Consider the following 24,377-nt stretch of genomic DNA (forward strand, 5'->3'; position numbering starts at 1 on the left):
TATTGCCTGCGATTTATTCAATTTAGTTCATTTATCCGATTCAGCGGCAACCCTTCATCAAATCGAAGGTTGGTGTCTCTATCTCGCGGTCGACCTTCCCGAAGGGGGCCCCCGGCCCGTCGCAGAGCTCCGGTCGTTCATCGGGCCGGAACTTCGTTCCTGTAAACACCCTCTTCACCCCCATGTGAGAGTAGCACTCGGCAACTGCGTCCTGCGTTGCTCTAATCTCCTGCATCCATGCAGGGAACCGCCAGGCTCCTGGTTAGATAAAGGGCTATCCAATTGGGTAGCCCTTTTTTGCATCTGGAATTCAGAAAAGTACAGTTGCTGTTTCAATACAGCCGGATAGCCCTCTCCCTAAATAGCGATTAGCTGCGCTAATCTGCAAGGGGCAACCTAACCCATCAACTTAACTTCATCACATGCACTCTGATTAGTGTACGAGTAACAATCGTCCCTGTGATGGCTGCCAGCGTTTTAGTAACTTGAAGTAATCTATTTTTGTTTGTGTTTAAGCTATGAGGTTTAAACCTTCCATGGTAGGGGCTTCCAGCTCGACGTCCACTTGTCTGGCGTTCAACCCTAAAATAGCTCCAGGTATTCGCTATTTTTAAACGGGTTTCACCCATGTGCAGTCGTTCGGCCGGGCTAAGTAATGGTTGTTTGTGCAGGTTCGTCGTAAACACATCCCTGATGACCGTCACCCAGCCCCGGCATCCTTGCCGGGTCGTTCAGCCCTGACAAAGCTCCAGGTATTCGCTTCGTCCGAGACGGGCTTCACCCCCATGTGACAAAATCATCGGGAATGATTTTGAACGTGCTTCAGCACGGCCCCGAAGGGGTGAGTCTCAGGGATGAGACGAATAAAGTAGGTCGAAAGTGTCTTGAAAAGTTAATTGTCTTTGGTGAGTTGTTGCTCTCTTTGTTGTTTGTATTCGTCGTAGGATTGTTTTTTTAACTCTTCGCATTCTTTGATGTGCACAGTTGAGTCTTCTATGCACTTTTGATGTTGGTGCGATTGGAGGCTGTCGTACATAGCGCGATTGCTGCAACCGCTCAATAGCAGAAAAACAAAAGCAAAAGTTAAAAACTTATTCATTATTTTTCAGACCTGTAATTGAAATAAATTATCGTAAAACAATAATAAAATGGATGCGCAGGAATGTCATTGATAAAATCACGGAAGTTGTAACTGGGTTTTTCTTAGTCAGTCAGTATTCGGTAGTTTTCTAAGATAGCGGTAAATTGACCATCAGTTTTCAATTGTTCAAAGCTTTGAGAAAAGTCACGCACAAATTTTGTGTCTACTTTCTTGTTAAAAGCATAATGGGTGGTTAACTCTTCAAGGGTGAAGTGGACCGTTAAGTCATTTTTGCTTTTCCCTAACCTGTTAAATTCGAATTTCGCGATATTTTCATCAATAGCAACAACGTCTATACGCTTTAACAAAAGCATTTTAATCACTTCTAATGAGGTGGGTAATTTCACTGTTGTCGTGTTGTTTAAACCATGTTTTACCAGGAGTTGCTCACCGATATCATTGCGGACCACACCGACGTTCAATGTGTTCATCTGTGCCACAGAATTCAGCCTGGTCGCTGTTTTAAGGGTAATGACCGATATTTTAGAGGTTAGTATCGGGCTGGAGAATTGAAACAATGGTTCTCTGTAGTTTGATTTTGTCATGGTAAAAATCGCGGCGTGAGGATTGTGTAACGTGTCTTTGTAGGCTCTGGCCCAGGGGATGACCAGTATTTCCTTTTTAGAGATAGGTGAGCCCATATTGGCTAAGATAGCAATCAGCAATTCGACACTTAGCCCGGTTAACTCTCCGCTACTGTTGTGGTAATTATAGGGCGGATATTCTTCGGTCATCCATAAGATCTCGGCTGAGCTAGTCTCAGACTTACCGCTGTTTAAAAAAACACAGCAGCAGAGAAACAACAGCAATCTAGCTTTGTTTATAAATGAAGAGAACTGCATACTTGCCCGGTTCGGCATAACACTTAATAGGTCAATACACCCTGAAATTAAGTATAGATGACAGTGAGGATTCTTCTAGATAGGGTGAATTCCGTTGACATAAAAGCGACAAAAGCTAAATAGAAAGCAAGGGTAACGTCACAATGTGTCTTTTCTGCCTTTGTCGCTGGTCGTATTATTAATTACGCTTTAGTCTGCTAAGGATTCACATGGGGGGTAGTCTACAATTGCTTGAGTTGCCATTTGTTGTAAAAACAACTGAGTATCAGCATTAACCGAAGAATGATTCAATACCCCGAGTAAATCCGCAGGATGAGTTGTGATGGTCTCAAACAATACCAGTGAGGTTAAATATGCGCCGGTGCTATTGGCGTGGTTGCCGTCACTGGCGTGCAAGGACAAGGATGGCTGTATCCTAAGTGCGTTGTCCCAGGCGAATCCGACAGGCGCAATACAGGTGGGAGCAACAATAGCTATGCCATGATGAATGCCATAAATGTACTCTGCTTCTCCGGCTAAATTACGTTGACCCCATTCAGGATACAAAATAGGGATCCCGCCTTTGGCTTTTGTCTTGTCAATGAACGTTTGAGCTGCATCAGTTGGGTATTCTATCGTCCGACTAATCGAATATTTCTGTGCCTGCAATACCACATAATCCCAGTCTCTTTCATCAAAGTGAGCCATAGTGGTATCGTCTTCCAGGTGCTCTGACAGGAACATAGATTTAACCGCTCTTTCAACCAATATATTGCCATCGGGCGCGTAGCTTTGAAGGGTGTTTTGCAACAATTGCGGCAGGTTACCTGTGCTGGTGTGACTATTCCCTATCATCAAAACCGTAATTTGATAATCGGTGGGTGGAGGCTGACCACTGTTATCAGGGCCTGAATTGTTTGTTTCGTTATTACTACCACCGCCACATGCGGTTAACAGTCCAACAGAAAATACTATTGGGGTCAGGGTTTTAAGTATTGTCATTGTCGTTTCTTATAATTATTTAACCGATGAACTATAACATTAAAAGTTGCTGAAATAGTGTTGAATTAAATATAACGCCTGGATTCAGGGAAAGCGGTTGTGGTTTTCCAGGCTGGTGTGGCTCATAATGGTCGCAGAAAATCAGCAAGTTTTAAGGTGTAATGTGAGTAATATAACCATTGAACAACTGCAACAGCTAATAAAAGATGAAAGGTCTTTTGTGTTGAATATTGTTGCTAACTGGTGCCCCGATTGCACTGTAAGGCAGGTGGAAAACTTGCCTTTGTTCGCGCGCTTGTTGCAGGAGAATGGTTTAGATTTATATAACCTGGTTGTACAGGAACACAAAGGACAGTTTTTGTCTGATGCGCATCAGCAACTGGTTACCGACCTCGGGGGACATGGATACCCTCGCACGGTTTTGTTTGAAGAGGGTCAGGCTATTGATTCGGATAATGTCGAGGTGACAACGGCCGTTGGGTTGCAACATCTGGTGGTCCGTTTTCAGGAGATCAGAAAAAAGCCCGCATAGTTGCGGGCTTAGTCTTAATCGTTACCTGATACATCGGGCTCATCAAAGAATGATTCTTGCCTGCTGCGCTTGGTAGGCGCGCTGTAACTTTCTTCAAATTCTTCGTTAAGAGAAATAATACGGGTTTTGCTGATCCTGTGTCGATAGATCTCTCTTAGGTACATAATGGCTTTTTTGACATTGTCAGCAGTCAGCCGAATGTCATTAATGGAGGTAAACTTGTTTTGCTCCCGGATAAGCTCCTTGTATTTTTTCTCGTACATGGGCTTGATGGCATACCAGTTTGTATCCAGAATCTTCGCCGGGTTTTCATTTTCTACCAGCATATCCATCAGCAGTTGTTCATCGAAATGCTCTGCGCGAATAAACTCCACGATGGCTTTATCGATGGTTTCGTCATAGCGGTAATTGTCTTTGGCGAAACAGCGTTTAATGTAAGCGACTATCAGAGTTAAGAAGTCGTCACTTAAACAGGGGCTCTTGGCGATCAAGGTAGTTAACGACAGATTCGCAGAGGCTCCGATAACCAGAGCGTAGCGTTTTAACGTTGTATTGGGGAACAGAGAGTTCAGGTGCACTTTAAGTTTGTTCAAGTCCATGTAAGACAATTTAAAGTCTTTGGGTAACGAGACAATCGACACCACAGATGAACAGTTTTGATAAAAGTGTAATTTTCTAATCTGCTCAGGATTAAAATTGCCATTTTTATAGTCCGCCAGGACTTTTTTATATCGACCTGATTCGATCGGCAACAAGCTGATACCTTCAATGGCCTGAGTTTGCTTGTTGTAATGGGGCAGGTCGATGGAACGATAAAACAAGTCATCAATGTCCAGTCGCTTGCCATCACTGTCTTCACTGGCGACAACTGATTCTGCGTAGGCGATAGCTACAGGGCCGGCGAGGCTCATGAACAGATCATTGGCATCCAGACGAATGGTCTCACCGATATCAATACCGGCGCGATGGAAATAGTTTTCATCGTAATCCGTGGTAACAGCCTGAGCGGTCAGAATGTTGAAAATTTGTTGGCTGATATATTGATTGGCATGCTTTTCCATGGCATTAACGTCGATTTCATTAATGGTGCCACCATTGTCATTTTCTTCGGCGTAACGCATGATATCGTTGGAAATCAGCATCATGGCATTCCAGGGGCGAATGCGATTCATCACTTCCGCAGTATGGCCATCGTCAACATCCAGATTATAGGAAAAGTCCCACTCTTCGGAGAGGTATTTACACAATAAGCGCCCGGCATTGATATGCAGCGCTTCAGACATTTGCATGCTTTTATCTGTGATGTTGGGCAGAATACAAATACCACTGGTGAAAATTGGCTCAAATACAAACGATTGATTTTGACTGGCGAGATCTCGCTCCGGTTTAACATCAAAGGTTTTGCTCATATAGGAATATTGCTGAGCAAGGCCAAACTCCGATGCCATGCCAGAGCCCGTGCCACCGCCGGCACTAAAAATATAGAAATACAAGCGCGACTGGTTTGCCTTGATCCCGCAGGAATCAATCAAATAAGAATGAATAAACTTCCAGTCATTGTTGGAAAAATGCTGTGTGTCTTTGTTAAGAATAATCTTAGCCAGATATTGGCCTAAAATGGGGGCGTTACCGGCACCACCGGCATGAACCTCCGAGAGGTCCATAATTTTTAGTTTGCGATACTCGTCCAGAAAGTTACTTTCTGCTCCCTTGGAAGAAAATCGGATTCGGCCATCAATATCTTTGTCCAAATCACCTAACATAACCAGGGGTTCAATTAAAAACACAGGTTGGGCTGAGTTTTTGGAGTTGAGCTTTAAGTTCTTCTGTAACCATTTAACCGGTTTATTGTCCGACTCTTTGGCTTTTTTAAGCTCTACATTGAACTCGTTCATATAAAAGTTGCGGGCATTGTGTACCAGCGAGGCTACTTCGAGTGCAATGTTAGAGCCACATCGCCCTAATCCTATCAGGCATACCGACGGGAAGCTTTGCAACTTTGTTTCAGACTCACTGTCATTTTCCGCCGGCGGGTAAACATTGTTACGCAGTGAATCGAGGTTTGACAGAATTTTAGAAATGTCTTTTTCAGTGTAGTAATTGAACTGAGAGGGAAGCGTCGTTGTTTCTCGTTGCTTTGAGGTTGTAGCGGGCGTTTTAACAATTACATCGTATTCTTGCTCAGAACTATACTGATCTTCGTTATCTACCATGGTCTGTTTATTTCTTATAATTGGTTTTTTGGTGCGCATAATTGCCCCCCTGCTATGTCGAACCACTACAGAAGGTACCACTATAGTGTATTTATTGCTCAATAAGCAATGCAATATATCACTTAACAATTCCTTTACAAATGAAATTTGTAGGTGGGAACTCAGTCTGTTTTGGGTGGTAAATTTACCGTCCGTAACTCCGGTTTGTCAAATCAGTCCTTAGCAATGATTGTTTGCAACCCTTTATCGCGCTATGGTTACAGGTGACTAAGCCATACAATAAGACATGTTATGAGTGCCAAGCCATTTCCTATCCTCACCAGTGACAGATTGCTGTTAAATGAATTAAAGAAAACTGACCGAAAGTCCGTATTTGAAATATTCTCTGATCCAAAAGTAACTGCACATTATGATGTTGAGCGATTTAACGACATAAAAGAAGCCGATCACCTCATCAACTATTTTAAATCCCGCTTTGAAACCAATACCGGAATACGTTGGGCTGTGCGGGAAAAAGGATCTACCCATTTAATTGGCAGTTGCGGATTTAACAGCTGGAATCAATACGATGCCAGTGTCATTCTGGGGTATGATCTCTCGCCTAAATACTGGGGTAAAGGCTATGCCAGTGAGTCAGTGAAAACGATCCTCGATTATGCGTTTAGCCCGCATTTTCCGATTAAGGTGAACCGCATAGAGTCACTGATTTTACCCAGTAACATACCTTCAATTGCCGTGTCTGAAAAAGCGGGGTTTCAGTTTGAAGGGGTGATGCGGGAAAAGTGCTTCTGGAACGGGGCTTTTCACGACATGAATCTGTACAGTTTGCTGCGCAGAGATTACTGTTAATGGCTTAACTCGCGCTTTCAAGCACCTCAATCCCCCAGGCAACACTGGCCTTCAGCGCTTTGTGGAGCGCATTTTTGCCACTTAGTTGATGTTCTGTCAGCAGTGTTTTATGTGGCAACTGTTTTAGCAACAGGTCAGTCAGTAAAGAGATATGGGCATTAAATGCAATCTGTCGCGAAATCAGCGCATTCAATAGCCTGACTAAATGCGGTGTGGAGAGTTCCAGGCTGCGATTCCCGTCACAAAACAAACGGCATAACGCCAGTGTTTCACCGTTTAAGGTTAACCTGCTCTGGTCAGGAGGGCAGGCTTGCAACAAGCGAATTAACAAGGCGTTATCAAGGGATTGAAAACACTGGCGGGCGTGAAACCTCAACAACTGATCCAGGTTATTCTGTTGCGCCTGACGCAGCTTCGAACCATTATCGCTGCTTCTGATCGCCTTCAGGACAGTCAGATTGAATTCGGCAGTGGCTTTATCTCTGTGAAATCCGGTGAGTACAGGATAAAAGTGATTCTTTTGCCAAAATAGTAATAAGGGATCCGATGCACCAAATGAACTACCCAGGTAATCAATCTGTTGGTCCGAGGCCCATCTGGCCAATTCATTGAGCATGGCTTTTCCTACACCACAGCGACGATGCAGGGGATTTACTGCAATTCGTATAATCCGAAAATATTGAAAGTTAAGGTACTGGCTCTGGCCTAATCCCAACGCCAACTGTTGCGCCAGCATGTGACCCTGAACCCGGCGTTGACCTTTGATTACACCCTGCTGAAGTGCTTTTTCTGTGAGCTTGCCTTCGAGATTGCCACATAAAGCACCCAGTAAATTTTCGGCCCTGGCGCTGCCTGCAAAAGCCAGAATCACCCGTTGCTCCGGTGCATCAAGCAATGTCATGAAATCATCCGGGGTGGTCTGATAGTGGGCTTCAACCAGCAATGAAAATACACAATTGAGTAGTTCCGGTTGTTTTATCAGGGCTTCACCGCTGTAGAAACGAACCTGAATATCTGTGGGATCAGTAAGCGAAGGCATTGCTTTTATCGGCAAGGCTTTTAGCTGTAGTGTTTGCCACCAGAACTTTTCCAGACAATCATCGTTTTGCCAGCGAAAAGGGGACGTCAATTGGGTAAAGTTGCTGCCGGGACGGTGTTGTTTAAGCCAGGGGGAAAATCTGATTTCAAACCCCCGGCCACTGCCTTCATAACCGTGAATTGTGGTGCTAAACACGATTCTGGGATAACGGTGTGTTAGTTTTTTAAGCAGCTCCACCGGAATGGCCGCAGCTTCGTCAACGATCACCAGATCAGTGTCATGGTTATTCAATATCAAGTCGTCGACGGCCACAAATTGCAATTGCGGCAATACAGCTTCGTTGTGTTGTCGGGCGTGTTTAAACAACGTTTCTACCGCACTTTTTTGTGGTGCGGTTATCAATACCCGGCACTGTCGTTCTTCGATGAGTTCTGCCGCGGCCATACCCAGTGCCGCTGTTTTGCCGCGCCCGCGATCGGCCGTTACCACCAATGGACGCTTTCTGTGACCCGTAACCACTTTTTTGACGCCTGCTATAACTTGCCGCTGTTGCCGGGCTTTGTCTTCAAGGTTGATTTGGGCCTGGTCAAGTACGGCGTTGCTGCCCTGCAAACTATCAGGTGTCCGGACAATGGTATCTGCAGTGCAACGAATCTGGTTAATCAGATGATGGATAAACTGGCTGGTATGCATGTTTGCCACTTGCGCGTAAGAAATTCGGTGTTTCAGGTAGGGGTCATTATATTCAGGCCAGAATTTGAAATCCGGACACAGGAGCACCATCAGACCATTCTGCTTTAACGTGCCAGACAGGGCTGCTAAGGCGTTGGCACGTGTACCTTGCCAGGCGTTGTATATCAGCCAGTCGAATTCCTGTCCAAGGTACTGCCGAAATTGCTGATTAGTGGTTTGTTGGTCAGCCCACGGCATGGATGACTGAACACCACAGGTTATTATTTTTAGTTCAGATGACAGTGTTTCAGTGAGGTGGGTGCGTATTTTGTCCGTTTCCTGCAGGCACCATCGTTCATCACCTGAAATCACCATTAACTGCCGGTGATGAACAGCTTGAAAGCGACTATTTATCAGGTCTTTGAGCGTTTTGTCCATGTAAAAATCGGGAAATTAAGTATAATAATAGCTAGTGTATTGAATTCAGTGTAGGAATACGAATGAGATTTTTTTCACGCCGCCTGGTAATGCCCAATGATCTGAACTTTGCTAACTTTCTTTTTGGTGGCAGAGCATTGGAATGGATTGACGAAGAAGCGGCGATTTACGCCATGTGTCAGTTGGATACTAAGTTTCTGGTGACTAAACATATGGGAGCCATCAGCTTCGAATCATCTGCTGCCGTAGGGGACGTAGTCGAGTTTGGACTCGCTACCAAAAAAGTGGGCAGAACCTCACTGACGGTAACATGCCTGGTGCGCAACAAAGCAACTAAAAAGACCATATGTATCGCAGATGATATTGTGTTTGTTATGGTGGACCCGGAAACAAGGCTGCCCACACCTCATGGGCGTACTTTAGAAGATTTGGAAGAAGCCACAGCACAAGAAATGGGCAGGTTAAATCTGTCCTGAGGATAAACCAGATAATACATCCTGCTATCGCTATCAGTGTTTTTTTCTCGTCTGCCGTCCACCAGTTAGGCTAAGTTGGGGGCGGTTGCGCGTTCAGGGCACAGATAGCCAGTCAGTGTGAGTACCGGCAAATGTCGACAGTAATCGGCTACATCAAAGAGCTACATCAAAGAGTTACATCAAAGAGTTACATCAAAGAGCTACATCAAAGTGCAAAAACTAAGAGCGCCAGGCGCTAGTTAATACGGGTACCTGAAAATTGCGACAAGGCACAATATTGACCTTTGCTGGTTAAAATTCTGCAATCTTTAATGGCTTCATCCTGTGACGCATAAGGACCAACCCGCAAGCTGTAATAGTCTTTACCCTGCACGTTGACCAGCTCTGAACGTGCGCTTCTCAAACACAATACGTCTTTAAACTTATTGTATAGCGAATCCCATCCTTGCTGTAAGTTCCCTTTTTTACTGTAAGAGGCCAGATGTAGCGCTACATTACCTTCTACTTTTCTGTTACCTGGCGGTGTGCATCTGTCTGGTCCGCCAATCGAAGGTGACTGTCGTGCGGATTGACTAAAAATAGGCGATTTGGCTACAAAGTCGCGGCTGGGTTGGGGACGCGAAACTGTGGGCGGCGGAGTTGCTGTTTCAGTTATTTCACTTTGGGGTTCTGTCTGTGCTAAGTCAGTTTGATCTTCGCTAAAAGGTGAGCTGACCGGCTTAGATTCTTTGCGTTGCGGCACTTCCGCTTTTTTCACCGGCGTCGCTACCTGCTCTACCGGCTCATCAATGAAAAAGCTGGCCGCTGCAACGGGGGCTTTTTCCCTGGTGGGTGCTTCTGGTTCTTTACTGATTGCCGCCGCAGTAACAGATTCCGTTTGTTGTTTTACCGGCGTGTCTGATATGTCGTTGGCTTTGGCAAGTTCCGCAATCAGAAACTTTAAATCTGATTCCAGTGCCACTAAACGCTTAATACCAGGTTTGAGTTCTTCCCATTCCTGAATGTGTTTGTTGATTTCCGAGCGGCTTTGCAGGCTGATTTGGGAGTTAATGGCATCCGAGTTTGGACCCCCATTAGTGGAGCATCCTGTTATATACAGGCACACGGAGGCCACGGCAGCTAAGTACCCTTTAGTCCGGTTTTGATTGTCCTTTTTAGCGCACATATTTTTTTACCATCCCTTGACGTTCCTGGAATTGGTATGAGTCAATTTTTTGCTGTTGTAATTTTATTTAGTGTTTAAGCAATAAATGAACCATGTTTTACATTTTATGTGTCACGCTTGTATTTTTGATCATTTAGATTCCACGATAACAACATCGGTAATTGGCATTTGTCGTGTGGCAAACTGCGTATCGGCGTACTCTTGTTGCCCTTCGTATACTATTTTCAGCGCATCTTGCCGGGATGCTTTAAAATCCGGCAAAATAATATTTGCCTGTCGTTTGTCTAATTCTGTGAAGATGTTCAGACCGTTAAGTACGCCCACCTGTCTGTGTACCCCTTTGTCGTTCACCAGATAGGCCAGCAATCTACCGGTGGGGCTGTGTAATCCGCTTCTGCTAAGATTCACAGAAGCCTGCCAGTTGTTTTGGCTCTCCCCGGGACTTAGCAGCGTGACTTCATTGATCTCAACCTGAACATCTTTCGCGCCCTTACGTAAAATGATCGGAATACTATAGCTAAGCAGTAAGTTGAGCTTGATTTGCATTTGGCTTGAGCTTTCATTTTCTTCTTTTGGTGGCAGGGCCGTGAATTGCAGGTGAGAACGATATTCGCCATCCGCCAAATCCTTGGTTCGGCGTGCAATGACTTTAACCGTTTGACGTTCGCCTGGTTTCAGTGTGACCTGTCTGGGAGAGAAGCGCAGAAAACTCTGTGCTGACGGAAAGTTCTTTTTCTCGTCTTCGGTAAGTTGCAGGTATGGGCCGCTTTCAGAAGCTTTTTGATCAAACAACTCAAGGCGGTAGCTTTGCTCTTTATTACTGGAGTTTAAAATCGTTACCCTAGCGCTGCGGTCCCGCTCTTCGAAGGCAACGCGGGTTGGTGTTATCAGTAGACTCGCAGAAACAAAGCCGGAGGCTAACAGTGAAACAATGAATAATAAGGTTGTAATCAAGTTAACTGGATTCATAACGTTTTCCGGGTTTAATAATTAATTGTAATGCGTAAATCAGAGGTGTAGGTGGTGTCAACGAAGTTGAGGGTGCCTGAACCCGATGTCACCATCGTGCCGCCTACAATAATTTCAGCGGTACCGTCGCCACCGGTGATCACTGATGACTGAGTGTGTAACTGAGTTAGCGTAAATTGTTCAGGTGAATAAATCACCGAGTTGGTATTCGCCTGCGTGATTAATGAACTGATGAATAACTGCAGGTTGCCGGGGAACCCACTGGCCTCAAATATGGCCGGCTCACCGGGCTCTAAGGTTCTTAACCCTGAAGAAATACTGTAATTGCCCAATTCATCAATGGTGATTGATTGTGTCGTAGCATTGTTGACTACGGCCACAGTACCGAAATTTAAAGGCTGTAATAAATTCAAATCAGCCCTGATTGCCAGACTCAAAAATCCAAAGGCCAAAATAGTAAGTTTGATGACATTGTTTTTCACGGTTGTTGATATCCTTGTCTGCGAAGTTGCATCACGATGCACCGGTGCGCCCCTGTATTATTCATTAACAGTGGATTTCCAATATAAAGCCTTGTGTTATTGATGCAACCTGAGTTTGAAATGGAGTTCACTTTTGCAATACCTGTAAGTCAATAGGCTGGCAGTTTAAATCCGCTGTAGTGAGCAATTTGCACAAGTTGTCGGGTTCATCAATCAGCTCAAAAAAGCCTACATTGAGTTGGTATTCATTGGTTTTATCGTCACGCCAGTAAAAGGGGGTTAAGTCCTGAATGAATGACTTGAGACGTTTTTTCCTCAGTTGCCAGAAAACCTTGAGCATGGTGAGCGAATTAAACCGTCCAAGGTTCATGGTGTAACCGGTCTCATAGTGCTTTCGCGCCAAACCAAAGTCGAGACCCGAGACAAGGTCGCCTTCATGAGCCAGGGTCACGGTTTGCACCTCTGACTGAACTAAGTTCTTATCTTCAGCATACGTAGGGGATACCCGCACAGTGTAATCGCCCGGGTGCACCTCGGAAAATAAGTAGTATCCGTCGTATTCAGCGTCTATTTGTTTAATAACATCGCCATCACTATTTAAAAGCTCGACGGTGGCGTAGGCGGCGCTTTCTTCGTCGTCGTCGGCATAAATACTGACGATGCCCTCAATGTCGCTGCCGTAAACCACCGGAAAATCAAAAGTATCAACAAAGCCGGGTCTTGGGGTGATGGAAATACCCGGGATCGCGGGGATCATGAAGGCGTCCGGCAAGGTGGATACATCCAACTGAATATCGGTCGCGCGGGCTGTTGACAGTGCGGCTAACACCGCAACGCCGGTTTCGTTGGTGCTGGCTTTACCGTAAATCTGTTTGGCATTCACGGATACGCCTTCCAGTAATGGTTCTCCCTCCTCATATATGCCATTGGCATTTTCGTCATGGAAAACCCTGACCACCAGTGAGCCCCGGCTGCTTAGCTGTTTACTGGATAAAAAGTAACCTGTTCCATTACCGGCGTAGCCGAAACTAAATCGCGTTTGTACACTCATGGAGAATTTACTGAGATCATCCCAGGCCAGGTTCGTTGCCAGACTGTAACTGTCCCGATTGAGGCTGGCCTGCCAGCGAACTCGGCTTATGGATTGGTCAAAGTCGTAGTCCAGGTTTAACCGGCTTTTGATATTGTCGGTCAGATTCCAGCTAAATTGCGTGCCTGCAGAAAGCAGTTTGGGATCATCCAGTAGCGAATAATTGATCAAAAATCGGGTAAATACGTCACCAAAATTCGTTTGAGCACTGATGCCCCCCTGCAATGAATCAATCTTTTCTTCGGCAGTCGTAACTTGGGCATAATCAAGGTTGGTATTGATAGAGTAACCCGGCAACCTGTAAGCCAGATTGGAACTGATTGAGGTAAGCTGATCTCCGTCAAATTCGTCGCGGTAGTTCAGGCGCGTGGAATGGGTCAATTGTTGACTTGTGCCTTGCCAAAGTGGGCCTGCAACGGTGAAGCGGACATCTGACTGGGTGACTTTATTGTCAGTTTCTAAGCCTGTTTCGCTGTATTGCACGTTGAGATTGGCAGACTGATCATAAATATTGGTGCGGGCACTTACATTGATATTGGCCGTGCCTGCATCATTGTAGGTTAGATCACTTCCGAGTAAAAAATCATTATTGATAGTCAGGCTGCCACCTGCTGAATAAGTATTAGAGTCGCTGTCGCCACCGAACACATTGGTGTGGCCCACTCGGGCAGAAAAGGAGTCTGACAGGCCAAAACTGTATTTTCCACTCAACCGATATCCGGGGTTTATCGTAGAGTCACTCTTATTGCTTCCGACATTTAAAAAAGAACTTCCGACATCCTCCAGCGACAGGTCATACTGAATTTCGTTGCTACCCAGCAGATTGCCTTCGATGATGTATTGAGTTTGTTCCGTTCTGACCTGGCCCTGAGGACCATAAAACACCAGCTCAAAATCATTGACCCCATAAATCAAAGGCACATCGTTAAATTCGTATCGGCCAGTCTGCACCCGTAAACGTTGATCAAGTAAAATACCATTGCGATATAGTTCAACGTCCCAGTCTTGCGCAATGTCACCCACCAGGTTGGTAAAATCTATGTCATTTAAAGCGTTTGAAGCCACATTTGAGATAGCAACCCCTCTGGATTGAGCGCCGGTTGTGGCGCCGCCCACTCTGGTGCCCGTGATATCGCCGATTTCCAGTCTGGCGGCATTCAACGGACCTAACAGATCTTTTTGATTTGATTCTTTGGAAAACACCAAACGGGCGTCCGTCAGAGGGTCGTTGTCAGTGCCGGAGAGAAAAAAGTTAGAATGGAAATAGGCCAGGTCACGGCCACCTTGCAGACTGTACAAGGTTGAGAGCTGGTCGTTGTTATAACTGACACTGACTAAGGCATCCAATGTTTGCGGCGATATTGCGGTATAGCCGGTATCTTCTTTGGGTGGTAAGACAGGCAAAGGGCTTCGCTGGTTCCTGTTGAGATTGCGATTCTGTCGTTCCAGGCGGCGCTGAATGGGAAGGGGTTGTTTCGGCGCTAAAACCACCATCAGGTCAATAAAATCAAAACTCATCTTGATTTCAAACCACACTGAAAGGGTGTCGGCGTCAATGTAAATTTCGTCTTCGGTTAACTCGTAGGCGTCATCAGGAACCAGGTACGTTTCTTCATTGATGGTGACCCATAACTCGTCTTGGTCCGCCCGGGACAGGGCAAAGTGATTGTTTTCAGCGACATACCATCCTTCAGCTTTGAAAGGCTTGTTCTGAATTTCAATCGGGAAGTCTAATATTTCAACAAAACTGCTCAGTGCAAACCTGACATTGGAAGTATTCTTTTTAGCGAACATTTCCCCAAACAGGTAATCACCAATTTGCGTCGTGACAAAGAGTTCTTCTCCCTCGACAAACCGTTCATTGCCGGTTGTGTCATCCCTCAACTGCACAGTAACCATGGCGTCATATTTAGTCTGAATATTGTTTACCAGGGTGCGGAATTTTTGTGATTGATAGAAGCCGGACTCTTGCTTCTGCTCTGAAGCAATTGCATTGGTGATGCAAAATGTTAAGCCGAACATTATCAGGGTGCGCATTAATAGGTGACTCAATGACTCGCTAATTAATTGATAATTATATTTTTAATAATTGGAGCGTGTTGACCTTAGCTGTACGATACTTGTTCTACATAATCGTGCTCTGGTCGGTCACAAGTGAATTCGGGCTGGATACGGTGCGAGAACTGGTCTCGCACCCGAATCACTTAGTATGAAACCGTAATAGAATAACTTCCGGTATACGTTTCATCGATATACGAAGTGGTATTGGCACCCGTTGCATCTTCAGTGTTTAGCACTGCACCAAATGCAAACTGAGCTGCACCGCTGGCATCGGTGGTTATGGAGCCAGCATCTGAAGCTACAGCAATGTCAGTACCATTTGCATTATCGTACAGATCCGCGCCAGTAATGGTGAAAGTACCGTTTGTAGGTGGTGCTGAAGGCGCTGAAAGTGTCACTGAATCATCGGCTGGAACAGAGATGGTTAATGTTGTAAAGGCCGCTGCACCAGAGATATCAAAGATAGCAGGCTGACCCGCTGTGATGATAGTTGCTGAAGCATCTCTATCACCGGCGTCAGTATCAGTAGTACCCGTAGAGCCTGAAGTCGGTGTACTGCCGTTTGCAAAAACAGTCACCTGTGCCTGAACGGTACCATCTAATGTTGCATCAGTATCCTGTTCACCCTGTACCGTAATAGTACCGAAGCTAAGCGCTTGCGATTCTGCTAAAGTAAATGAGTTTTGAATGGTTACTGAAGCAGTAGAGTTTGCTGTTTCCTGAGCATTCACACTTCCTACCAAAGAAGCTAACACCATGCATGATATTGCTGTTTTTGTACTCAACATTTTCATCTATATTTCCTCGATTTCATCAGATTTGAACTCTCCCTGTTCACATGTATAAGGTACACGGAGAGGTGTGTAGCTCTTGGGCGAAAACAGCATTTTCTGACTTTTTCGCCTAATAGCTCAGTTATGTATCGACGCTGTAAAGTCCATTTTTAGGTTAACAGTTCATCTTTTAGCAAAAAAAGACTGCAAAATTCAATAAATAAGGAGATTTTAGTTAAAATGGGTATGAAAATTGCCCACGATGTCAGCATCATAAATCAGCTTCATAAAAAAATGGCTGGTATCCCACTGATTCAGTGTTAACATGCGCCTGCAAATCATGATGCAGAGTACAAATTCTGATCATTTTTGTGCAGCCAGGGGGTGCAAAAAGCGCTGAGATTGATTGTATACCAGTTCCCGTGGGTATTTGTGCTGAGCGAACAAATATTCACCGGACCTGGTATATTGTCAAAACCCCAGACCTGATCCGGATAATACCGGCGTAGGGATGGTACAACATATATTGTTTCTCATCATATAGCCGAAATGCCGGATCTTTTCATGTTTTAACAGGAAGAGATCCTACCGTGAATACATTTTTTAAAACGTCATTAGTCAGTTTAGCCGTTGCCGCATCGACAGGGCCTTCAGCCTGGGCACAGGACGCTGACCTCTTATCTAAATCTATTGAACATATTGTTATTACCTCTGACTTTCGCGGTTTAACTGAAAATGAACTGCCTGCCAGTGCCAGTATTTTATCCGCAAAAGACATTGAACAGCGCCAGGCCCAGTTTTTAAGTGAAATGCTGGACAGTGCACCGAATGTTAATTTTAACAGTGGTGCCGGAAGAGCGCGTTACGTGCAAATCCGTGGTATCGGTGAACGCAGTCAATTTACTGAACCTTACAATCCTTCTGTTGGCTTTTTTGTGGATGATCTGGACTTCTCAGGCACGATGGCCATTGCTACCTTATTTGACGTGGAGCAAGTCGAAGTGCTGAAAGGACCACAAGGTACAGCGTTTGGCTCATCCTCAATGGCGGGGGTAGTTAAACTGAAAACCGTAGATCCTGACGGGGTTGAAAGTGGTAAAGCCAGTGTCAGTGTTGCGCAAAAAGACAGCTACAACCTCGCTGCGGCTTATGGAAACGCGATTAATGAGCAATGGCAGTTCCGTACGGCGGTGCAACAGTATGTCAGCGATGGTTACGTGCGTAACGATTATCTGGACAGAGACGACACCGACAATATCGATGAATTTTCCTCACGCCTGAAAGTACGCTATTTGCCCACCGACGACATAACGGTCGATTTTGCGTTGCACTATTACGATGTAGATAATGGATATGATGCGTTTTCGCTGGACAATATACGCACCACGATTTCGGATGAACCAGGTTTTGACCGACAGGAAACACTGGCATTGAGCACTAAGCTACGATGGCAGATGGATGCGGTTACCCTGGAAGCCACTCTGGGCAGTAGCGATTCAGATATGGACTATGGCTATGATGAAGACTGGACGTATGTGGGTTTTCATCCCTGGGAATACTCCTCCACTGACTATTATTTCCGGGAAAGAGATACCGACAGCCTGGATCTGAGGCTAATGTCTGCAGAGGCATTAAATATGGGGGGTATTGAGGCCGACTGGGTGGTGGGTGTCTATTTCAAGTCCACCGATGAAACCCTGCTAAGAGAATATACCTACGATGCTGACTTTAACAGTGATTATGCCCTGAAAAATAAGGCGGTATATGGTGAAATTTACCCTCAGCTTAGCGATAAGGTAACCCTGACTCTGGGCCTTAGACTGGAAGAAGCCAGCCTGAAATACAGTGATAACCGTGATTTCGCAGACACCGAAGACGACACCTTTGTGGGTGGTCGATTGGTGCTGGATTATCAAATGTCATCAGACTTGTTATCCTATGTGAGCGTTAATCGCGGCTATAAACTAGGTGGCTTTAATGCTGATCCGCGCGTTTCTCCCGAGAACATTTATTTTGAAGGTGAATACACCTGGAATTATGAGATCGGGGCTAAACAGTATTTTGAAGACACTGCCTATGTCGGATTTTCGATTTTCTACATGGATCGAAAAAACACCCAGGTCAGTGATTTTCTGGTGATGCCCAATGATGACACCGGGGCCGTGAGTTTTGTCGATATTATTAAGAATGCTGATATTGGCAAAAACTTCGGTCTTGAACTGGAAAGCTACTATCGCCTGACGGATAACTTTGAGATTTTCTCCAATATTGGGTTGCTGGACGCCAGTTTTGAAGGATATAGCAATGCAAAAGGAGAGTTGATTGTAGAGCAAGATCAGGCTCAGTCTCCCAGCTATATGTTTAATATAGGATTTAACCTGGATTTTGCCGATGCCTGGCGCTTCACCGTTGAAGCCGATGGAAAGGCCAGCTACCGATTTTCAGATGGACATGATGTTGAATCCGGTGATTATACCCTGTGGCACTTCAATCTGAACCGAGACTGGCAAGACTGGACTTTGTCCATTTGGGGTAAAAACATTTTCAACAAAGAGGTATTTGTCAGAGGGTTTGGTGGTTTCAGTAATGATCCGCGTGACTTTTACGAAACCCCGGAACCCTATCTGCAGTTTGGCAACGGGCGTCAGTTGGGCGTCACAGTCGATTATCGTTTTTAAGGAGGCGTTATGAATATTTCAGTGGAAGTCAGTTTGTACCCATTGGCCGATGGTTATCTGGAAATCATCAAAGCCACGGTAGAGCGGCTGGCTCAGGCACAACAGGTGATGGTTAAAACCAATGCCATGAGCACACAAATGACAGGGGAATTTGATGCGGTTATGGCCGTGTTGAAATCCGAAATACTGCACACCTTTCAGGAAACCAATAAGGCGGTGTTTGTCTGTAAATTTTTAAACAGTGATCTCGAATTGTGATGGAGCTGCTTTGGCAACAGCTAATAGCGCAGTCTTTTGCGGAAGTTGTGGCGGTGCTGTGCTCGTTGTTATATGTGCATTTTGCTGCCAGACAACAGCTCTGGTGCTGGCCATTTGCGTTGGCCAGCACGGCGCTTTACACCTGGATTTTTTGGGAAACCAGTTTGTTTTTTCAGTCAGTACTCAATGCCTGGTACTTGCTAATGGCTGTCTATGGTTGGTTGACCTGGCGGAAGATGGATCAAACCGAGCCTAATCAGGTTCAACGGTGGGGCCTAACCCGCAATATTGAAGTCATGTTAGGCTTGTTCTGGGTGTCGGTATTGTTATTTCAGATAGTACAGTTTCTCAGTTCCGAAGCCATCCTGTTCCTGGATGTGGCCATAGCGGTATACAGTGCTTTTGTCACCTATATGCTGACCCAGAAAATACTGGAAAATTGGTTGTACTGGTTTTTCATAAATAGCTTTACTGCCTGGTTGTGTTTTCAGCAGGAGCTGTTCTTAACCACGCTATTATTTTTAATTTATGTTGTGTTTTCCGTAAAAGGTTATCTACACTGGCGGTTAGAAGACAGGGCCGTTAATTAAAGGGGAAAGGGATTCTGAGAAAAAGCCACTTACCTTGATAACAACAAGAACACTCTGATGCTGATTGAAATTGCCACACATCCTGTCACCGAATTATTGGCAATATGCTGTTTTCTGACCTATGTGTTGCTCAGTGCCAAAGGCCTTATCTGGTGCTGGGCTGCGGGCTTTTTGACTTCATTTTTGTACACCTTTATTTTTATTGGCGCTCACCTGCCAGGTCAGGTGGTGCTGAATATTTTGTTTATGTTGATGTCTGTGTGGGGGTGGTCTAACTGGCTGGAAGATAAAAAGCCCGATGGCATAAGTGTGTTTACTTATGCGGACAGGCGTAAATTGTTGCTATCGGGCGTGATTGTTGTGTTGTTCGCCTGGGCCATCAGTTTGTTGCTGCCCTCGTATTTTGAAAGTGGCAAACCCACCATTGAAGCAATAGTTATTGCTTTTAGTCTTTATGCAACTGTGCTGACCATCTATCGCAAAATAGACAGCTGGTTGTACTGGGCCTTAATAAATTTCACCAGCTTTTTACTGTTTTACGATGAAAACCTGTGGCAGACATCTTTTATGTATCTGGGCGTTGCCATTATTTCTGTATGGGGCTTTTACAATTGGCGCTCGTTTCGCCGACAAGATGAGATGACAGTGACGAACTAATGTCAGAATTTTCAATCACTACCTTCCTGGAATCTGTTCTTGATACCCGTCACTTTCAAATATCCCCCTATGAATCGCAGGGAACCAATCTGCATTATCGGGTTGACGCCCAACAAACTTATTTTTTGAAAGTGTTTCAAACCAACCAACTGCAGGTGGTTTCCAGACCAAAACAGTTTCATATACAACGTCAGGTTGCCGCAAAGGCATTAGCACCCAGGCCGGTGGCTTTATCCGGTTGCGAAACCTTTTGGCTGGAGGAGTGGGCCAACGAGGCGGCAGTTGAATCTGTCTCTGGTTCCGTTGACATCATTAACATCGCTGAATCCATGGCGCGGGTTCACAGCCTGAAAGTACAAGCTGATCATCTCGATATACAAGCGGAATGGCACCGCTATATTGAACTTGGTCAATTGGCTCAATCCCGTTACGGGCCAAAGATTGACAGGTTGCTGGCGCTATTTGAACGGCACAATGAGCGAATTTTTTGTCATAACGATCTGCATCGTTCCCATATCATTTTGAATTCCCGGGGCATGACGTTGCTGGATTGGGAATATGCGGCGCTAGGCAACCGCTATTTTGATCTGGCGGCTTGTATCCAGGTAAACGCGTTTACTGTTCAGCAGCAGGAGGTGTTTTTACGGCACTATGCGCAACTGGCAGGATTGCAGTTGCAGGAAACAGAGGTCAGAACCCATCAAATGCTGACGGTTGTAGATTTTACCGCTGAGTTATGGCATAACGCCTACAATCACATCAATAAATCTGTGAAGAAGTAAGGTTTATGGGAATTTCGATTACAGCTCAGGAAAAAGCCATTTTACAAAAAGTGGCAATTCCACCAAGGCCAGAAACGCTGATCAAGATTGGTGAAGAGAGTAAAAAAGCGGAACCTGATGTCAGCAAAATTGCCGCCGTGATCACGGCCGATGTAGGTATCTCTGCCGCAGTGCTTCAGGTGGTAAACTCACCGGTTTTTCGCCGCAGTCGCGAAATTCAGTCTATTCAGCAAGCGGTAATGACGCTGGGCTTAAAACGACTAATGCCGCTGGTTAAGTCTGTTGCGTTAAAAACTGCCGTGGGTGAAACGGAGCAACTGGCCGCCTTCTGGGATACCGCATCAAAAATTGCTAATGCGGCCTCCATTGCCGCGGATTTATTGGACAAAACGGCTTTAAAAGATCATGCCTATATGCTGGGGCTGTTTCACAATGCCGGTATTCCGGTGATGATGATGGAATTTGCTGATTATTCAGAGGTGTTGGCAATGTCTGAGTCACAAGGTTGGCTCGCGGTCGCAGATGAAGAGCGCAATCGCTATGGCACTTCTCATCCCACCATGAGCGCGGTATTAGCGCAGAAGTGGAAGTTACCGGCAGTGATGGTAGAGACCATTTATTATCAGCAGGATGTTGAAGGCCTTTATTCGTCGGGTGAATTATCAGCCACCGGACTGGATTTAATGAGCATTTTGAAATTGGCTCGACATGGTGTGCATGTGGAAAAAACAGATTCCACCTCAGACAGTGAATGGGGAGAAGTGGAAGATGCAATTATTGAACGCTTTGATCTGACCGATGCTGACATTGAAACCCTGAGAGAACAACTGTTAGACAAGATGTCTGAACAATAAGTCAGCGAACGGTTCATGTTGCGCGATAAAAGCCTTTACCTTTGAAAAACTCTCAGTATAATGCCGCGTCCAGTGTTAGGACACTTTCATCGTCTTAACCACGACAGGGGTGTAGTTCCAATTGGTAGAACAGCGGTCTCCAAAACCGATGGTTGGGGGTTCGAGTCCCTCCACCCCTGCCACTTTTCTTTCGACTCAAAATGGGGTACAACACCCTTTTTAGCACTGCAGAGCAGCCAGCATGAGCCAGGCCAAAGAATCCTCGAAATCGCATACCGAACTTCAAAGATACACACTGAATGAATTGGGTATCGGTGGCTGGCGCTTATCCGATCCCGGTGCACTCAGTGCTGAAGTGGCTGAGTCTTTCGCTATCGTTAGCATCGAAACCTCGCAGTCTAAAAGCGATGTATCTGAGGGTACCGCGCCGGTAACAACCGCGAAAGAAAGTGCCTCAGATGTACTGAAACGCTTGTCGGGGGATTTATCGAAAGAACAACCCATCAAAAAAGAGCGTGCAGTACCGGAAAGGCAGGCACAACCCGAAGCGTCACCAGAGCCTGAAAAGTTGGATAAGTGGCTGGTGCAATGTGCGGCAAAGCCCCTACAATCGGATATCGAACTGGCTCTTAACGCATTGCAAATACCTTATGTTACCCGGGCTTATGATAAACCGGTGCAGTATAGCGGCGTGATTTCCGACAATGCGGAATTAGCAAAAGCCGCCGAACAGGTGTTTTCAGAACAGGCCCTGAAATCTTCAAAATCGAAAAAGCAATTGTGGCAACACTTGTTACAAGCTCAAAAAAGCCCATCGTGAACCAAACTGAGTTTCAGGAAATTCATCCGGAAAACTACAATGCAGCCTTTAAGTTGCAAACTGCCTGTCATGCCTTTCCCTGGTCACAAGCCGTGTTCGTTGACTGTCTGACTCCACCTTATTTTGCCTGGCAGCTGGTGGATGAGAGTGACGTGGTTCAGGGCTATTATGTTGGCTTGTTAGCCGCAGTTGAAGCTACTTTGATGGATATCGGAGTGGCACAGACGAGTCGCGGACAGGGGCTTGGTCGAGAGCTGGTAAAACACTTTCTGTTAGAGTGCAATAAAAGGCAGGCCCTCGATGCCTGGCTGGAAGTGCGGGTGTCCAATAAGCCAGCCATTGCGCTCTATCAGGACATGGGGTTTGAAACAATCGAAACCCGCAAAAACTACTATCCTCTGGCGGACGGAAAAGAAGACGCCTTAATCATGAAAATTGAACTGGGAAAATAGCCCTTTATCCCCCGGTTAACTGGCTTTTTAGGGCAAAATCGTTCATGTTTCGCTTCCTTCGCCAGTGGTCTCGTCAATCAAAGCTCAAAAGTTCAAATTATATTGGTTTAACAATTCTCTTATTTGCGGCGGTAGGCGCCGTGAAAATTAGTTTTAGCAAACCTGCTCTTAATGTGCTAGTTTATTTGAGTTTTATTTAACGGCGATTTCCGCCGTTAAATTGGTGGATTGTAAACTTTGAAAAGGTTATTGCGCTTGAATAAAGAAACTATTTCACAGGGAGGTGTTGCAAAAGGAGCTTATAAACAGTCGCTTAAGGCTCTTTTACCCTATGGCATGTTGGCTACCAGGAAGTGGCTGGCAGAGCAGGGTTTAAGTGCTCATGCCCTGGATAATGCGGTTAAGACTGACACGTTATTACTATTGGCAACAGGTGTTTACAGTCAGTATTCCCGCTCGGTGAGTTGGGAGGGCGTAGTTGCTTCAATGCAACGTATAGAGAGGAGACAGGGTGAACAACTACCGCCTGTGGTGGTCGGTGGGCTGTCTGCACTCTCTTTATCTGGTTTGTCACAATATTTATCATTGGGTAACACGCCACACATCCACCTATATGCAACCGGAAAGTTGCCAACATGGCTGGCACGACTATCCTTGCCCGTCAAGTTCAAGGGGCATAGCACAAGTAAACTATGGCATGAAAGCCTGGCCAGAGATAAAACTTTCATAAAAGAGTATCTGTGGGAAGGGGAATTGCCGCCTGTGTATTTTTCATGTCCGGAGAAAGCCATACTGGAAGTATTAATGGAACTGCCGGAAAGCGTGTCATTTGAGCACGCTGATGAACTCATGCAAGGCCTGGTGAATTTGTCACCCAGAAAGCTTGATAGTCTTTTAACAGCTTGTAAAAGCGTAAAGGCTAAGCGTTTGTTCTTCTGGCTTGCGAGGCGCCAGGCTTACCCTTGGTTTAGCAAATTGCGTTTAGAGGATTACGATTTAGGATCAGGAAAGCGTGTTGTTGCTAAAGGGGGAAAGTTAGATACCGAGTATCTGATAACCGTGCCGTCGCACATGGCATCGGTGAATGAAGGGTAAGGATGGATAGAAACAGTATTTATTACAAACAAGTACAGCTTTTGCTGCAGGTTTTACCGTTTGTCGCCAAACAGACATGTTTTGCGCTTAAAGGTGGAACGGCCATCAATCTCTTTGTCAGAGAGTTGCCGCGCTTGTCAGTTGATATTGATTTGGTGTATCTCCCTGTGAAAGGTCGTGATGAATCCTTGCAGGAAATCTGTGATGCACTTGACGCAATCAGCACTGATTTAAAAACAGCATTTAGAGACATTGAGCTGACCGAAACATATAAGTTAAAAACCGATTCGCTGAGGCTGCTAGTTGTCCGAAACGGTGTACAGATTAAGGTGGAGTTATCACCTGTACTCCGCGGCACGGTTTATGAACCAAAGCTTATGGAAGTGTGCGCCACCCCCTGTGTCAGGATAGTTGTCGCCTCAGTTTTTCGTATTGTTAGACAGGGGGTGGATGACAGGTTTGAGTGAA

The 24,377-nt window shown here is 45.5% G+C and carries 23 protein-coding genes, 1 tRNA gene and 1 riboswitch; of the genes, 14 read left to right on the forward strand and 10 right to left on the reverse strand.

The window, feature by feature from the left end:
* Window positions 1-892 precede the first annotated feature (892 nt).
* The 3 genes from AC0J20_RS21000 to AC0J20_RS21010 form a co-directional block, all read right to left on the reverse strand.
* Window positions 893-1,099, reverse strand: coding sequence for a hypothetical protein (locus AC0J20_RS21000; protein WP_229528008.1), 207 nt, complete (start codon window positions 1,097-1,099; stop codon window positions 893-895).
* A 104-nt stretch (window positions 1,100-1,203) separates the two neighbouring features.
* Window positions 1,204-1,875: a substrate-binding periplasmic protein gene (locus tag AC0J20_RS21005; RefSeq protein ID WP_473023245.1), complete on the reverse strand. Its 672-nt coding sequence runs from the start codon at window positions 1,873-1,875 to the stop codon at window positions 1,204-1,206.
* A gap of 297 nt (window positions 1,876-2,172) precedes the next feature.
* Entirely contained in the window at window positions 2,173-2,964 is a 792-nt protein-coding gene (locus tag AC0J20_RS21010; RefSeq protein ID WP_473023247.1) for a hypothetical protein, read from the reverse strand.
* A 163-nt stretch (window positions 2,965-3,127) separates the two neighbouring features.
* On the opposite strand from AC0J20_RS21010, the gene AC0J20_RS21015 reads away from it, so the two are divergent.
* Entirely contained in the window at window positions 3,128-3,496 is a 369-nt protein-coding gene (locus tag AC0J20_RS21015; RefSeq protein ID WP_473023248.1) for a TlpA family protein disulfide reductase, read from the forward strand.
* A gap of 14 nt (window positions 3,497-3,510) precedes the next feature.
* Here the strand turns inward: AC0J20_RS21015 and AC0J20_RS21020 are convergent, their stop codons facing one another.
* On the reverse strand, window positions 3,511-5,709 hold the full coding sequence (locus tag AC0J20_RS21020; protein ID WP_473023249.1) for an FtsZ/tubulin family protein: 2,199 nt from the start codon (window positions 5,707-5,709) through the stop codon (window positions 3,511-3,513).
* A gap of 291 nt (window positions 5,710-6,000) precedes the next feature.
* On the opposite strand from AC0J20_RS21020, the gene AC0J20_RS21025 reads away from it, so the two are divergent.
* The gene (locus AC0J20_RS21025) at window positions 6,001-6,558 is read left to right on the forward strand and encodes a GNAT family N-acetyltransferase (RefSeq protein WP_229528003.1); all 558 of its coding nucleotides are present in this window, start codon (window positions 6,001-6,003) and stop codon (window positions 6,556-6,558) included.
* Between the two features lie 4 nt (window positions 6,559-6,562).
* On the opposite strand, the gene AC0J20_RS21030 is transcribed toward AC0J20_RS21025, so the two are convergent.
* Entirely contained in the window at window positions 6,563-8,707 is a 2,145-nt protein-coding gene (locus AC0J20_RS21030; protein ID WP_473023250.1) for a GNAT family N-acetyltransferase, read from the reverse strand.
* Between the two features lie 62 nt (window positions 8,708-8,769).
* On the opposite strand from AC0J20_RS21030, the gene AC0J20_RS21035 reads away from it, so the two are divergent.
* Window positions 8,770-9,183, forward strand: coding sequence for an acyl-CoA thioesterase (locus AC0J20_RS21035; protein WP_229528001.1), 414 nt, complete (start codon window positions 8,770-8,772; stop codon window positions 9,181-9,183).
* 235 nt (window positions 9,184-9,418) lie between these two features.
* Here AC0J20_RS21035 and AC0J20_RS21040 read toward each other — a convergent pair whose 3' ends face one another.
* The 5 genes from AC0J20_RS21040 to AC0J20_RS21060 form a co-directional block, all read right to left on the reverse strand.
* A complete protein-coding gene (locus AC0J20_RS21040; RefSeq protein WP_473023251.1) occupies window positions 9,419-10,348 on the reverse strand; it encodes an SPOR domain-containing protein in 930 nt (309 codons plus the stop codon).
* Window positions 10,349-10,477: 129 nt separating this feature from the next.
* Complete coding sequence (locus AC0J20_RS21045) at window positions 10,478-11,317, reverse strand: fimbrial biogenesis chaperone (protein WP_473023252.1); 840 nt, start codon at window positions 11,315-11,317, stop codon at window positions 10,478-10,480.
* A 14-nt stretch (window positions 11,318-11,331) separates the two neighbouring features.
* Window positions 11,332-11,799, reverse strand: coding sequence for a DUF4402 domain-containing protein (locus tag AC0J20_RS21050; protein ID WP_229527998.1), 468 nt, complete (start codon window positions 11,797-11,799; stop codon window positions 11,332-11,334).
* A 127-nt stretch (window positions 11,800-11,926) separates the two neighbouring features.
* Complete coding sequence (locus AC0J20_RS21055; protein WP_473023253.1) at window positions 11,927-14,926, reverse strand: hypothetical protein; 3,000 nt, start codon at window positions 14,924-14,926, stop codon at window positions 11,927-11,929.
* Between the two features lie 167 nt (window positions 14,927-15,093).
* Window positions 15,094-15,744, reverse strand: a complete 651-nt coding sequence (locus AC0J20_RS21060; protein ID WP_229527996.1) for a hypothetical protein — start codon at window positions 15,742-15,744, stop codon at window positions 15,094-15,096.
* A 349-nt stretch (window positions 15,745-16,093) separates the two neighbouring features.
* Window positions 16,094-16,252, forward strand: a riboswitch (TPP riboswitch).
* A 61-nt stretch (window positions 16,253-16,313) separates the two neighbouring features.
* Here AC0J20_RS21060 and AC0J20_RS21065 point away from each other — a divergent pair.
* The 11 genes from AC0J20_RS21065 (at window position 16,314) to AC0J20_RS21115 (ending at window position 24,376) form a co-directional block, all read left to right on the forward strand.
* Window positions 16,314-18,401, forward strand: a complete 2,088-nt coding sequence (locus AC0J20_RS21065) for a TonB-dependent receptor (RefSeq protein WP_473023254.1) — start codon at window positions 16,314-16,316, stop codon at window positions 18,399-18,401.
* Between the two features lie 9 nt (window positions 18,402-18,410).
* Window positions 18,411-18,659, forward strand: a complete 249-nt coding sequence (locus tag AC0J20_RS21070; protein ID WP_473023255.1) for a YkoF family thiamine/hydroxymethylpyrimidine-binding protein — start codon at window positions 18,411-18,413, stop codon at window positions 18,657-18,659.
* Window positions 18,659-19,249 carry a nicotinamide riboside transporter PnuC gene (gene pnuC, locus AC0J20_RS21075; protein WP_473023264.1) on the forward strand — a complete coding sequence of 197 codons (591 nt, stop codon included), beginning with the start codon at window positions 18,659-18,661 and terminating at the stop codon, window positions 19,247-19,249. Before AC0J20_RS21070 ends, pnuC (AC0J20_RS21075) begins: the two co-directional genes overlap by 1 nt.
* Window positions 19,250-19,306: 57 nt before the next feature.
* Window positions 19,307-19,906 carry a nicotinamide riboside transporter PnuC gene (gene pnuC, locus AC0J20_RS21080; protein WP_473023256.1) on the forward strand — a complete coding sequence of 200 codons (600 nt, stop codon included), beginning with the start codon at window positions 19,307-19,309 and terminating at the stop codon, window positions 19,904-19,906.
* Entirely contained in the window at window positions 19,906-20,688 is a 783-nt protein-coding gene (locus AC0J20_RS21085) for a phosphotransferase (RefSeq protein ID WP_473023257.1), read from the forward strand. Before pnuC (AC0J20_RS21080) ends, AC0J20_RS21085 begins: the two co-directional genes overlap by 1 nt.
* A 5-nt stretch (window positions 20,689-20,693) precedes the next feature.
* Window positions 20,694-21,542, forward strand: a complete 849-nt coding sequence (locus tag AC0J20_RS21090; protein WP_473023258.1) for an HDOD domain-containing protein — start codon at window positions 20,694-20,696, stop codon at window positions 21,540-21,542.
* 105 nt (window positions 21,543-21,647) lie between these two features.
* Window positions 21,648-21,724 (forward strand) — tRNA-Trp (locus AC0J20_RS21095).
* A gap of 59 nt (window positions 21,725-21,783) precedes the next feature.
* Complete coding sequence (locus AC0J20_RS21100) at window positions 21,784-22,362, forward strand: hypothetical protein (RefSeq protein WP_473023259.1); 579 nt, start codon at window positions 21,784-21,786, stop codon at window positions 22,360-22,362.
* Window positions 22,359-22,814: a ribosomal protein S18-alanine N-acetyltransferase gene (gene rimI, locus AC0J20_RS21105; RefSeq protein ID WP_473023260.1), complete on the forward strand. Its 456-nt coding sequence runs from the start codon at window positions 22,359-22,361 to the stop codon at window positions 22,812-22,814. The genes AC0J20_RS21100 and rimI overlap by 4 nt, the downstream gene beginning before the upstream one ends.
* Window positions 22,815-23,069: 255 nt before the next feature.
* Window positions 23,070-23,909, forward strand: a complete 840-nt coding sequence (locus AC0J20_RS21110; RefSeq protein ID WP_473023261.1) for a type IV toxin-antitoxin system AbiEi family antitoxin domain-containing protein — start codon at window positions 23,070-23,072, stop codon at window positions 23,907-23,909.
* A gap of 2 nt (window positions 23,910-23,911) precedes the next feature.
* Window positions 23,912-24,376 carry a nucleotidyl transferase AbiEii/AbiGii toxin family protein gene (locus tag AC0J20_RS21115; RefSeq protein WP_473023262.1) on the forward strand — a complete coding sequence of 155 codons (465 nt, stop codon included), beginning with the start codon at window positions 23,912-23,914 and terminating at the stop codon, window positions 24,374-24,376.
* Window position 24,377 lies beyond the last annotated feature (1 nt).

It is taken from the genome of Planctobacterium sp. R6 (assembly GCF_055755215.1).